The organism is Streptococcus mitis (assembly GCF_905187535.1).
In the GTDB taxonomy this organism is placed as follows: domain Bacteria; phylum Bacillota; class Bacilli; order Lactobacillales; family Streptococcaceae; genus Streptococcus; species Streptococcus mitis_BS.
The window spans coordinates 115,095-129,061 of sequence record NZ_CAJJIE010000059.1 but is presented as its reverse complement, the minus strand read 5'-3'; the positions used below and the strand labels follow the sequence as shown (position 1 = coordinate 129,061).

6 protein-coding genes are annotated in these 13,967 nt (G+C 37.5%); all 6 read left to right on the top strand.

Features of this window, described 5'->3' with window-relative positions; translation table 11 throughout:
- Window positions 1-46 precede the first annotated feature (46 nt).
- The 6 genes from JQ841_RS06420 (at window position 47) to JQ841_RS06395 (ending at window position 13,885) form a co-directional block, all read left to right on the top strand.
- Window positions 47-1,213: an AI-2E family transporter gene (locus JQ841_RS06420; RefSeq protein ID WP_203180453.1), complete on the top strand. Its 1,167-nt coding sequence runs from the start codon at window positions 47-49 to the stop codon at window positions 1,211-1,213.
- Window positions 1,203-2,432, top strand: coding sequence for a tetratricopeptide repeat protein (locus tag JQ841_RS06415; protein WP_203180452.1), 1,230 nt, complete (start codon window positions 1,203-1,205; stop codon window positions 2,430-2,432). Before JQ841_RS06420 ends, JQ841_RS06415 begins: the two co-directional genes overlap by 11 nt.
- A 140-nt stretch (window positions 2,433-2,572) precedes the next feature.
- Window positions 2,573-3,214 carry an amino acid ABC transporter permease gene (locus JQ841_RS06410; RefSeq protein ID WP_203180451.1) on the top strand — a complete coding sequence of 214 codons (642 nt, stop codon included), beginning with the start codon at window positions 2,573-2,575 and terminating at the stop codon, window positions 3,212-3,214.
- 9 nt (window positions 3,215-3,223) lie between these two features.
- The gene (locus JQ841_RS06405) at window positions 3,224-3,853 is read left to right on the top strand and encodes an amino acid ABC transporter ATP-binding protein (protein ID WP_203180450.1); all 630 of its coding nucleotides are present in this window, start codon (window positions 3,224-3,226) and stop codon (window positions 3,851-3,853) included.
- 9 nt (window positions 3,854-3,862) lie between these two features.
- Window positions 3,863-4,702: an amino acid ABC transporter substrate-binding protein gene (locus tag JQ841_RS06400; RefSeq protein ID WP_203180449.1), complete on the top strand. Its 840-nt coding sequence runs from the start codon at window positions 3,863-3,865 to the stop codon at window positions 4,700-4,702.
- Window positions 4,703-4,885: 183 nt separating this feature from the next.
- Window positions 4,886-13,885: a Rib/alpha-like domain-containing protein gene (locus JQ841_RS06395; protein ID WP_203180448.1), complete on the top strand. Its 9,000-nt coding sequence runs from the start codon at window positions 4,886-4,888 to the stop codon at window positions 13,883-13,885.
- Window positions 13,886-13,967: the final 82 nt, after the last annotated feature.

The following is a 13,967-nucleotide window of genomic DNA, read 5'->3' as shown; positions in this document are numbered from 1 at the left end:
TGATTTAAAAATGGTATAATGAGAGAACAATAGAAAGGAAGTATTTATGGAGCAAAAAGAGAAACATTTTAGCCTATCTTGGTTTTTCAAGTGGTTTTTGGATAATAAGGCCATTACGGTATTTTTGGTGACCTTATTATTGGGACTGAATCTTTTTATTTTAAGTAAGATTAGTTTTCTATTTTCACCTGTTTTAGACTTTTTGGCGGTCGTGATGTTGCCAGTCATTCTATCTGGTTTGCTATATTATTTATTAAATCCTATTGTTGATTGGATGGAGAAGCATAAGGTGAATCGTGTTATAGCTATCACTATTGTCTTTGTCATCATCGCTCTTTTTATCATTTGGGGCTTGGCAGTAGCTATTCCAAATCTGCAACGTCAAGTTTTAACATTTGCAAGAAATGTACCAATCTATCTTGAAGATGCTGACAGGGTTATTGATGATTTGGTAACCAAGCGTTTACCAGATGATTTCAGGCCTCAGTTAGAACAAGTTTTGACAAACTTCTCTAGTCAGGCTACAGTTTGGGCGAGCAAGGTTTCATCTCAGGCAGTCAACTGGGTGAGTGCATTTATTAGCGGCGCATCTCAAGTGATTGTTGCCTTGATTATCGTTCCTTTCATGCTCTTTTATCTCTTACGTGATGGGAAAGGCCTGCGTCACTATTTGACCCAATTCATGCCAACGAAATTGAAAGAACCTGTTGGACAAGTTTTATCAGATGTGAATCAGCAGTTGTCCAACTATGTTCGAGGGCAAGTGACAGTGGCTATTATTGTTGCGGTAATGTTTATGATCTTCTTCAAGATCATTGGTCTACGCTATGCGGTTACGCTGGGTGTTACTGCTGGTATTCTAAATCTGGTTCCTTATCTTGGTAGCTTCTTAGCCATGCTCCCTGCTCTAGTATTGGGTTTGATTGCTGGTCCAGTCATGCTTTTGAAAGTAGTGATTGTCTTTATCGTAGAACAAACTATTGAAGGCCGTTTTGTCTCTCCATTGATTTTGGGAAGTCAATTAAATATCCATCCCATTAATGTTCTCTTTGTCTTGTTAACTTCAGGATCCATGTTTGGTATCTGGGGAGTCTTGCTCGGTATTCCGGTTTATGCCTCTGCAAAGGTTGTGATTTCAGCGATTTTTGAATGGTATAAGGTAGTCAGTGGCCTATATGAACTAGAGGGAGAGGAAGCTAAGAGTGAACAATAGTCAACGGATGTTACAGGCTTTCGAAGAGCAAGATTTAGTTAAGGCAGAACATTATTTCGTCAAAGCTTTAGAAAATGATCCAAGTGACCTTCTGTATGAGTTAGCTACTTATCTTGAAGGAATTGGTTTTTATCCTCAGGCCAAGGAAATTTACCTGAAAATTGTAGAAAATTTTCCAGAGGTTAATCTCAATCTAGCAGCTATTGCTAGCGAGGATGGTCAAATTGAGGAAGCCTTTGCCTATCTAGAGGAAATCCAAGCTGACAGTGACTGGTATGTTTCGGCTTTGGCTCTTAAAGCAGACCTCTACCAGCTGGAAGGTTTGACAGATGTGGCGCGTGAGAAATTATTGGAGGCATTGACTTACTCAGAAGATCCTCTCTTGATATTGGGATTAGCAGAGTTGGATAGTGAGTTGGAAAATTACCAAGAAGCTATTCAAGGCTATGCCCAGTTAGATAATCGTACTATTTATGAGCAAACAGGCATTTCTACCTATCAACGAATTGGCTTTGCCTATGCCCAGTTGGGGAAATTTGAAACGGCTACAGAGTTTTTAGAAAAAGCCCTGGAGTTAGAATACGATGACCTAACAGCTTTTGAGTTGGCCAGTCTTTACTTTGATCAAGAAGAATATCAAAAAGCTGTTCTATACTTTAAGCAACTTGATACCATTTCACCTGATTTTGAAGGCTATGAGTATGGTTACAGTCAGGCCTTACATAAGGAACATCAAGTTCAAGAAGCCCTGCGTATCGCTAAGCAAGGCTTGGAGAAAAATCCTTTTGAAACACGACTTTTGTTAGCAGCTTCACAATTTTCTTATGAATTGCATGATGCTAGTGGAGCAGAGAACTACCTCCTTACTGCTAAAGAAGATGCTGAGGATACGGAAGAAATCTTACTCCGTCTAGCAACTATTTATCTGGAGCAGGAGCGTTATGAAGACATTCTAGACTTGCAAAGTGAGGAGCCAGAAAATCTTTTGACCAAGTGGATGATTGCTCGTTCCTATCAAGAAATGGACGATTTGGATTCTGCCTATGAGCATTACCAAGAATTAGTAGGAGATTTGAAGGACAATCCAGAGTTTCTGGAACACTATATCTATCTCTTGCGTGAACTGGGCTACTTTGAGGAAGCAAAAGTCAATGCCCAAGCTTACTTAAAACTAGTTCCAGATGATGTGCAAATGCAAGAACTGTATGAGAGATTGTAAGAATATATTTTTAAAAACTGTATCTAATCATTTTTGATAGATATAGTTTTTCTTTTTCAAAGAGAATTTTTTTACAAAAATTCTTGGTTGTTTTGTTTATTTATGCTATAATAGGAACAATTATTTTTAGGAGGTGCAGTATGTCTTATTTGTTTGAGATATTACCGAGTTTATTGAGCGGTGCAAGCATGACTTTGCAGGTTTTTGCACTGGTCTTGATTTTTTCTATTCCCTTGGGCGTTTTGATTGCCTTTGCCTTGCAAGTCCATTGGAAGCCCCTCCGTCATCTGATTAATATTTATATTTGGATTATGCGGGGAACACCCTTGCTCTTGCAATTAATCTTTATCTATTATGTGCTGCCAAGTATTGGGATTCGTTTGGACCGTCTTCCTGCGGCTATCATTGCCTTTGTGTTGAATTATGCGGCTTACTTTGCTGAAATCTTCCGTGGAGGGATTGATACCATTCCTAAAGGTCAATACGAGGCTGCTAAGGTCTTGAAATTCAGTCCTTTTGACACAGTACGCTATATTATCTTGCCCCAAGTGACCAAGATTGTTCTTCCTAGCGTATTTAACGAAGTCATGAGTTTGGTCAAGGATACTTCTCTGGTCTATGCTCTAGGCATTTCAGACCTTATCTTGGCGAGTCGAACAGCTGCAAACCGTGATGCTAGTCTGGTTCCAATGTTCTTAGCAGGAGCCATTTACTTGATTTTGATTGGGATTGTGACCATTCTTGCCAAAAAAGTTGAGAAGAAGTACAGTTACTATAGATAGGAGGCTGCCATGTTAGAATTACGAAATATCAATAAAGTCTTTGGTGAAAAGCAAATTTTATCCAATTTCAGTCTAAAAATTCCTGAAAAGCAAATCCTAGCTATCGTTGGGCCTTCTGGTGGAGGTAAGACAACCCTCTTACGTATGCTTGCGGGTCTTGAAACCATTGATTCAGGGCAAATCTTTTATAATGGAGAATCTTTAGAACTGGATGAACTAGAGAAGCGGAATTTACTGGGATTTGTATTCCAAGATTTTCAACTTTTTCCTCATTTATCCGTTCTAGACAATTTGACCTTATCGCCCGTAAAAACCATGAGAATGAAGCAAGAAGAGACTGAGAAGAAGGCGCGAGGGCTTTTGGAACAATTAGGACTGGCTGGTCATGCAGACGCCTATCCTTTCTCACTATCTGGTGGTCAAAAGCAGCGGGTAGCCTTAGCGCGTGCTATGATGATTGACCCAGAAATCATTGGCTACGATGAACCAACTTCTGCACTTGATCCAGAATTGCGCTTGGAAGTGGAAAAACTGATCTTGCAAAATAGGGAACTTGGGATGACGCAGATTGTGGTTACCCACGATTTACAATTCGCTGAAAATATCGCAGATCAGATTCTCAAGGTTGAGCCCAAGTAGGAGGTGCCAATGACTAATAAGAAAATTGCTTTAGTATTGGTTTCTCTCCTGACTCTTTTTTTAACAGCTTGTACTCAAAAGGCTAGTGATCCAAAGCAGGATAACTGGGATAAATATCAAGAGCAGGGGACCATTACTATTGGTTTTGACAATACCTTTGTACCCATGGGTTTTGAAGAAAAGAATGGCCAATATACAGGCTTTGATATTGACTTAGCACAAGCTGTCTCTGAAAAATTAGGTTTTAAGGTTCAATTTCAACCAATCGACTGGGATATGAAGGAGACGGAACTGCAAAATGGAACCATTGATGCCATCTGGAATGGCTATTCTGCCACTGATGAACGCCGAGAGAAAGTTGCCTTTAGTATTCCATATATGGAAAATCAGCAAGTTCTGGTTACGAAGAAAAGCCAGCAGATTCGTTCAGTAGAGGATATGAAGGATAAGACCTTGGGAGCCCAAGCCGGGTCCTCTGGTTATCTAGACTTTGAAGCCCAGCCAGACTTACTAAAAAATCGTGTTAAGGACCAGAAGGCCAATCAATACCAGAGTTTTAATGAGGCCTTGATTGATTTGAAAAATGATCGAATCGATGCCTTGTTGATTGACCGAGTGTATGCTAATTACTACCTCCAGTCTGAAGGTATATTAAATGACTATAATGTCTTTGTGGCTGGATTTGAAAATGAATCTTTTGCTGTCGGTGTCAGACCTGCAGATAAAAAATTACTCCAAGCTTTAAACCAAGCTTTTGTTCAACTTTATCAAGAAGGAAAGTTCCAGGAAATCAGCCAAAAATGGTTTGGTGATGATGTAGCAACCAAAGAAGTGAAAGAAGGAATCTAAATGACGGTTTCTTCTTTTTATTTATAATATAAGAGTTAGATATCGCTTGACAGATTGATTATTGTTCGATAATATATTAAGTGGAAAGATAACATATCACTATATTTATTTGTGGTTTAAAGTTATTTTTTACATCAAAGTATCATATATTAACAATTCATATTATGTTGGAGGAATCTATTTATGTTTAATTCTAAAGGACGATATGTTCGTCAATCGCAGGTGGAGAAATTCACACGTTACAGTATTCGTAAGGTTAGTTTTGGAGCGGCTAGTGTGGCTGTAGCTACTGGACTGTTTTTCCTTGGTGGAGGAAGCGTCCAAGCGGCTGAACAACTAACTAATTCAGAACATACAGTAGTTCAAAAATCACAAAATCTAAATGATAAGTCCACGGAACTCTCTAAGGAAGTTTCAGGACAAGCATCTGCTACTGCTAAAGAGCCCGATGGACAAAATACTACTTCTCTAAAAGAGTCTACTACTGACAAACAAGCCAGTGAAGTTGAAACTCCAAATGTAGTGACGGAAAAAGTTGCTATTAATACAGCATCGTTAGAAGATTTAGTTGCTAAAGCTGAAAGTAGATTGAGTCAATTAACTGAAGGAAAGAAAACAAAATCAGTCATTGATGATGCTAAAAATTTGGTTCATAAAGCAAAAGAGCTTCTAAACGATGATGAAAAAACACAGGCTAAAGTAGATGCACTTGCTAAACAACTTTCAAGTAGCCTTAGCATTCTAAACAGTATCAAATCAGAAGCAACTGAAGAAGAAAAAGTAAACAAAAACCAAGATCCACGAAATGGAAAAGAGATTCCAGGTAAAGGGGAGAGTGGGTTTAGAGAAGCAACAACTACAAATCCAATTATTCCTGCTAAAGAGGGACCAACTAATAATAATAAATTAGGATCAGGAAATAACCCAGCTGATGGTGTATTTGAAAGTGCAAAAGATCAATTTGGTGATGTTGACTTTACAAACTCTACAGAAAAAAGTACTAAAGTTGAGAAACAATGGTCAAAAAGTATTTTATCTGATAAGACAGGTAAAGCTACTACACAACTATTAACAGGTGGTATTACATACAACTGGAAAGAAAAAGAAATTTCTAATGAAATAAATGGTTGGAAAATTACAGATGCAAACGGACATGCAGGAAAAGTAACTGCTGTTAAACCAGAAGCAGCAGTTGCAGATGCAGGACGTGAAGCAGATTATCAAGGGAAGCCAAGCAAGGTCTATGATAATCAAGGAACTATTAAAAGGAACTATAATAATCCTGATAATCCAACAGCAACAAATCCGCTTGGAGTTCATGCTGCAAATCAAAACTATGGAAATGGTGTAAACTATTCAGGAAATGTTGGAACACATAATTTACCTAAAGGATATTACTTAGAATTAGGTGAAAAAGGTACTAAGCTTTCTAAAGAATATGCAGTTAATGGAAACTCTAGATTAATGTTAAGTACAATTACTGGTGGTGCATACGGAAATATGGGTACTGCTGGAACAGGTGAACGAATAAAAATCACAATGTACGATGCAGTAACTGGAGAAAAAATTTCTAGTATTAGAGATGACCATACTATCGGTGAAAAATATGAAGCAGAGCATATCTCAGCACCTTCAGGGGATGGAGGAAATGGTGATGGTTGGACTGAATACCGTGCCATTTATGAAGTTCCTCAATCTACTACAAGAGTACGTGTAGAAATTGAAGCACTAGATGATGGAACAGCAATTAACAATAGTTATTTAGCTGGTACTAATAGCAAAGTTAAAGATGGTTATTTTGTTGGGGCTGTCAACTTAGCTGTAGGTACAGGAACTGAAATGACTACGAACGTTAAAACCAATGGTAAGGAAGGTAGATTCGGAGAAGATAATCTTTATAAATCAAAACAAAAAGGAGAATTAGAATTCACTGTTAATAGTGTTGGTGGAGTTCGTCACTATGGTAGTGCGGAAACTGAAATAGAAGTTCCAGAAGGTGTGGATTTGCCAGAGAATATTACAAAAGCAAAAGATTGGGTTTGGTTTGGTGATACCCCTGTAGCTCCACAGAATATTTCTTGGGATGCAGCTACTAGAAAATTAAGAATCAAATATCAAACCTCAGGAAATAATGCTGGAGCGAATCCGTATATCGGTATTGGATCAAATAATGGTAAAAATGATGGAGTTCGTAAATTTAGATTACCATTTACAACAACTGATAATTACAGAGGTACTGCAACATTTAAAGTGAGAACATACTTACCTAATGGCTTAAGTGACGGAAAAGATAATCAACTTTTAAATACTGGAGATGTTTCAAATGCTGATGGAAAATATCATCCAGTGGTTAATGGCTTAAGAAATACAGACCAACCTGATTACTACTACAATAAAACGATTTATATCGATACAAAAAGACCAGATACACCAACAGTAGAAGCAGTACATACAGACAGTATTCGTGGTGAGAAAAAAGATAAAAATCAAGTAAAAGAGTTACTCGTCTCAATTCCAACTAAAAATACCGATTTAACGGATGAAGCACGTGAGAAAAAAGATGTTGCTGAAAACGATAAAAATAATGGCGTTGATAGAGCTCACACTGCTGGCGCTGAAACAGTAGATAAAGCAGTAGATAAAATCGATGCAGCTATCGGTGGATTAACTTCAATGAAAGTTACGTTACCAAATAGTAATACTCCAATTACTTTAAACAAAAAAGAAGATGGTTGGTATATTGGTACTACAAAAGTTGAAGAACGTGATGGTAAATTAGTTGTTCCAGTTCCTGCTGGTACTGATTTAACAGAAGCGAATGAAACAACAAATCCTGACAAACGTATCAAAGTTACTGTGCTTGATAAAGCAGGTAACGAATCAGATCCAGCTTATGCTAATGTCTTAAATGAAGCTCCGACAGTAGCAGTTGAGAAAAAAGATTTATATGTTTATAAAACTAAAGAAGCTGACAAATGGAATAATGATAAAGTTTTAGAAAAAGCTAAACCATCAGCAACTGACTTAGAAGATGATCGTGATGGAGTTGATTCTACTAAACCAACAATCGCAGTAAGTGATGCAGGTAACCTAGATACAACTAAAGTTGGAGATTACACTGTAAAAGTTCAATCAACTGATAGTGAAGGTAAGAAATCAACAGAAGCCGATGTAACGGTACACGTATTAGACTTAATTACAGTAGATCCTACAGTAACAACTGATCCAACAAATCCAAGCACAACAGTTCCAGTATCTCCAAAAACAGCAGATACACCTGTAAAAGAAGGAGATGAAAATCTTGGTAAATATCCAGCAGGAGTTACTCGTGAGGACTTAGTTAAAGAAGTTACACGTACAATTAAGTATCTAAAAGAAGAAGATGCTAATAAGGCTGATGCAATGGGACTAAAACCTGAAAAAGTACAAAAAGTAACTTACAAACGTACAGCAACCGTTAACCCTGAAACAAAAGAAGTAACATACTCTGAGTGGGAAGTTTACAACGAAGCTGATAAACTAACAGATGCTACAGCTGACGGAACAAAAGGTAAATTCAATGCTGTTGACTCACCAGTAGTAGACAACTACTTACTAGTAAATGCGACAGATAAAACAGTAGCTGAAAAAGAAGCACCAGTTCCTACACAAGATGGAACAGTTACTTCAGATGTAACAAAAGTTCTTTATAAAGAAATTGGTTCATTTGTGCCAAACTATCCAGAAGGTAAGAAACCAAATGGCGCTCAGGATAAAATTCCTTATCCAAATAACCCGACTGATCCAACAGTTCCAGGAGATTTTAGTACAATAACGATTCCATATGTTCCAGGATATACTCCAGTATATAATGGAACAGAATTAACACCGAAAAATCCAAATGATCCAACTCGAGGCTATAAAGTTCCAGATGGATTTACACCAGCTGATAATTTTGGAACATCGCCAATTACGTATACACCTTCTACTCAAACAGCTAAAGTAGTGATTGAGAAGAAAGTCGATGGAGCCGCAAATGAAGTGGTTTCTAGCTTTGATTTAACAGGTAAATCTGGTTCAGAATTACCAGCAAGTACAGATGTTGAAAACAAAATCAAAGAACTGAAGAACCAAGGTTATGAAGTAGAAAGTGATGAATATCATACTCAAGATAATCATTATCCAACATTTGATGATAAAGAAGACATCAATGTACAAGATGGTACACCAGCACCATCTCAAACATTCAAAATTGTTGTTAAACCAAGAATCATTGAAGTTCCTTCTTCAACGCCTCATGAAAAAGATAGTCCAGTAGATCCAAATGGAGAAAATCCAGAATTGAAATGGCCTGATGGATTAAAAGAGTCTGATTTGAATACGACTGCTAAACGTGTGATTTCATATGTGAAGAAAGATTCAGATACAGCAGCTGAAGAAAAAGCTAAGGATGATACTGTTCAAACGGTGCCATTCACAAGAAAAGCAACCGTTAATCTTGTCACAAAAGAAGTAACCTATACAGATTGGGAAAGTACAAATAAAACATGGGATAAAGTACCAGTTGAAACTTTAACTGGATATATTGCTGATAAAAAAGAAATTCCTGCTAAAGAAGTAGCAATCCCTACAAAAGATACAAAAGTAATTCCTGATGAAACTGAAAAAGTAACGTATACGAAGATTGGAAGCTGGATTCCTGTTGATCCAACCACTGGTAAGGATGGAGAACCAATTCCATTCCCTAACGATCCAAATGATCCAACCAAGACTGGTGAAATTACACAAATTATTCCTCATAAAGATGGATATACTCCAAAAGATGGAAATGGTACACCATTAGAACCAGTTAATCCTGCAAATCCAGAAGAAGGTTATAAACCACCAAAAATTACGGATCCAAAAGCAAATATCAAGATTACCTATGACAAAGATGATCAAAAAGCAAAAGTTAAATTCGTTTCTGTGGATCCAAAAACTCAAACAGAAACTGAATTAACCGACCATGCATTGACTTTAACTGGTAAATCAGGTGAAACCATTTCTGAAAGTGATGTACAAACTCATATCGATGTATTGAAATCAATGGGATATGATATTGTCGACAATCCATTTGATAAAGACCCAGTATTTGATACGAAGAAAGATACTGATGACAACATCACTCAAGAGTTTACAATTAAAGTTCAACCACGTGTATCAACTGCAAAAACTGTATATGTAGTAGAAGGTGATAAGCCGTCTGCAGAAAAAGTAGGAGGAGCTGTTACACCTGGTAAGGACGGTAAAGTCACGAATCCTGATGTAAGCACTATTTCTACTGATGGTAAAGCAGGTCAGGAAATTAAAGTTCCAGTAACGGTTACTTATGGAGCAAATCAATTTAAACGGGATGAACCGGTTGAAGTGACTGTTAAAGTTCTTCCAAAACCAGTTCCTAAAGGCGTTACAGTCTTAAACGGTACAGCGAATGAAAAATTAATCGATGCGATTCGCGAAAATGTTAATAAAGCAATTTCTGGACTAACAAATGTTCCTGAAGGGGTAACTCCATTTGTAACAGATGATGCGATTGTTACTCCGAAAACAGATCAAAATGGACCACAAACTCCAGTTACTGTTACGGTTAAATATAGAGATAAGGCTACTGGACAAATCATCGATGATATTTCTGTGAATGTGGATGTACCGGTAAATGTAGTCGGTTCAACTCCAACCTCTAAAGTTGTATTTGAAGGAGATGAATTGACTGCTAAGGATATCACTGATGCGGTCACTCCAGGTGAAAATGGTACAAAAGGTGAGCCTACAGATTTAGCAAAAGATATTACAGCTAAATCAGGTGTGAAAGAAGTAACTGTTCCAGTAACTTATACGGATCAAAACGGAGAAACTTTAACAGAACCAGTAAAAGTTAAAGTAACAGTTTTACCAAAACCAACACCAAAAGGAATTTTTGTTGCCAAAGATAGCGATAAGGAAAAAGCAAAAGAAAAAGCTCTTGCCAAAGCTAAAGAAGCTATTGCAGATGGTACTTTCAAAGGAAATCTTCCAGAAAATGTTACCAATGTAAGTATTGATGAAAATGTGGCAAGTCCAGATTTGTCAGATGATACGGATGTAAATGTTACTGTCAAGTACACTGTTGATGGAGAAGAAAAAACAACGGTTGTTAAAGTCCCTGTCACTGTTGTAGAGGGAGTTCCACAAATTGTTCCAGTGGATGAAAATAATAAACAACCAAATCCGGAAAACAGTATTGATAAAACGGAATACCCAGATGGTTCAACATTTGAATATGATCCAAAAACTCCGGTGAATACTACAACGCCTGGTGATTACACAGTCAATGTCATTGTAAAAGACAAAGATGGGAATCCAATTGCAGAAGTCCCTGCAACTGTACGTGTTGTAGAAAGCTACCCACAATTTGTGCCTGTAGATAAGGATAAAAAACAACCAACTGTTGAAGGAAGTATTGACCCTAAAGCATTCCCTAAAGATACAGAGTTTACTTATGAAAGCCCAGTAGATACAACAACACCAGGCGAAAAAGACGTCGTTGTTGTAGCAAAAGTTGGAGATAAGGTCATTGCAAAAGTCCCTGCAAAAGTAATGGTTGTAGAACCGAAGACACAATATGTGCCAGTCGATAAATCAAACAAACAGCCAGACGCATCTAAGAGTATTGACCCTGAACAATATCCAGATGGAGTAACATTCAAATATAAAACTCCAGTAGATACAACAACACCAGGCGAAAAAGATGTTATTGTAGAAGCAAAAGACGGAGAAGATAAACTTGTAGAAGTTCCTGCTAAGGTTAAAGTAGTGGAAGGTAAAGAACAATTAATTCCTGTAAATCCAACTGAAAAACCACAAGCCAGAGATAGTATTACTCCAAGTGATTATCCAGAAGGTTCAACATTTGAATACAAAGTTCCAGAAGGACAAACAGAACCATTTGATGCAACAACTGTTGGAGATAAACCAGTAACAGTTATTGTGAAAGATAAAAATGGAAATGTGTTAGTTGAAGTTCCGGCAACGATTAAGGTGGTAGAAGCTAAACCAACACCAATTGAAACGCCAGTAACAAATACACCTTTAACAAAAGAGGATATTGCAAAATATGTTAAAGTGCCAGAAGGTGGCAAGGTAACGAATGTTGAGAACATTCCAGACTTGACAACACCAGGTAAGAAAGATCCAGTCAAAGTAACGGTTGAATTACCAAATGGTAAAGTAGTCACAGTAGAGGTTCCAGTAAATGTAACGCCAGTTAAGGAAATTGAAACCCCAGTCACGAAGACACCATTAACACCAGAGGATTACACTAAGGGAATCGCTATTCCAGAAGGTGGCAAGGTAACGAATGTTGAGAATATTCCAGACTTAACAACGCCAGGTAAGAAAGATCCAGTGAAGGTAACAGTAACATTACCAAATGGAAAAGTGATTACAGTAGAAGTGCCGGTAAATGTAACACCAATTAAGGAAATCGAAACACCAGTCACAACAGCTAAATTGACTCCAGAGGATATTTTAAAACAAATCAAAGTACCAGAAGGAGCAACAGTTAAAGTAGGAGATCTTCCAGACTTAACAACGCCAGGTAAGAAAGCTCCAGTTAAAGTAACGGTTGAATTACCAAATGGAAAAACAATTACTGTTGATGTTCCAGTTAATGTCACTCCAGTAAATGGAATTGAAACGCCAGTTACGAATACTCCATTAACGCCAGAGGACTACACTAAGGGAATCAAGATTCCAGAAGGTGGAAAAGTAACGAACGTTGAGAATATTCCAGACTTGACAACTCCAGGTAAGAAAGCTCCAGTTAAAGTAACGGTTGAATTACCAAATGGAAAAACGATTACAGTAGATGTTCCTGTGAATGTAACACCAGTTAAAGGCATCGAAACACCAGTTACGAATACTCCATTAACCCCAGAGGATTATACAAAAGGAATCACGATTCCAGAAGGTGGAAAAGTAACGGGAGTTACAAACATTCCAGATTTGACAACTCCAGGTAAGAAAGCTCCAGTTAAAGTAACGGTTGAATTACCAAATGGAAAAACAATTACTGTTGATGTTCCTGTAAATGTAACACCAGCTACAGGAATTGAAACACCTGTCACAGATACTCCATTAACAAAAGAAGATATTGAAAAACATGTGAAGGTTCCAGAAGGTGGTAAAATTGTTGAAGTAGGCAAAATTCCAGAAGTAAATACTCCTGGAGATAAAGGTACAGTCAAAGTTAAAATTGAACTTCCTAATGGTAAACAAATAGAAGTAGAGGTTCCTGTCAAGGTAACGCCTATCAAAGATATTGTTAAGAAATTTGGTGATCCAATTACAAATGAGGATGTTGAAAAACATATTCAAATACCAGAAGGTGGAAAGATTATCAGTATTGGAGATAAACCGTCTACAGATGTACCAGGAGAAAGACCAAGTATTCCAGTAGTAATTGAATTACCAGGAGGAAAACGTGTTACAGTCAAAGTTCCGGTCATTGTTACTCCGAAAACAACACCGATTGTTGTTGAAGTTGGAACACCGATTACTGAAGATGATGTGAAAAAACATGTGGACCTTCCTGAAGGATGGAAGATTACGAAAGTGGGCGAAATTCCAAAAACAAATACACCTGGTGACAAACCATCTATAACAGTAGAATTAGAGTTGCCAGACGGACGTAAAGTGACAGTGGATGTTCCTGTGAAAGTTACTCCTAAATCTAATCATGGTGATAGTCAAGGTAATAATCAAGGTAATAACGGTAGTTCAACTACTCATATCGTAACACGTTACCAAGATAGTGATGGTAAAGAAATTTCGCAAGAAGAAAATGGAAGCCATGGACCTAAGACTTTAGAAGGTTATGAATATACTGGCACTAAGACAGATAAAAATGGCAATGTGATTCATACCTATAAGAAAGTAGTTACCCCAACTCGTTCTGAGCAACCTGTTTCGCCAGTTCGTCCTTCAACTCCAGAAAAACCAGTAGCTACTCCAGTTCAGACAAGCTCTACAGATTCTAAACAAGTAGCCGTTGAAACAACCGTAGCCAATGACAAGAAGGAATTACCAAATACTGGTACGGAAGATAAGGCTGGTCTAGCTAGTCTTGGACTTCTTGGAATGTTGAGTGCATTCGGACTTGTAGCTCGTAAGAAAAAAGAAGACTAAGAAAGCTCCTTCCTTTCTAAGGTTCAATAGAAAAATAGACTGAGGTGAAAACTTCAGTCTATTTCTTTTGGCTATGAAAAAA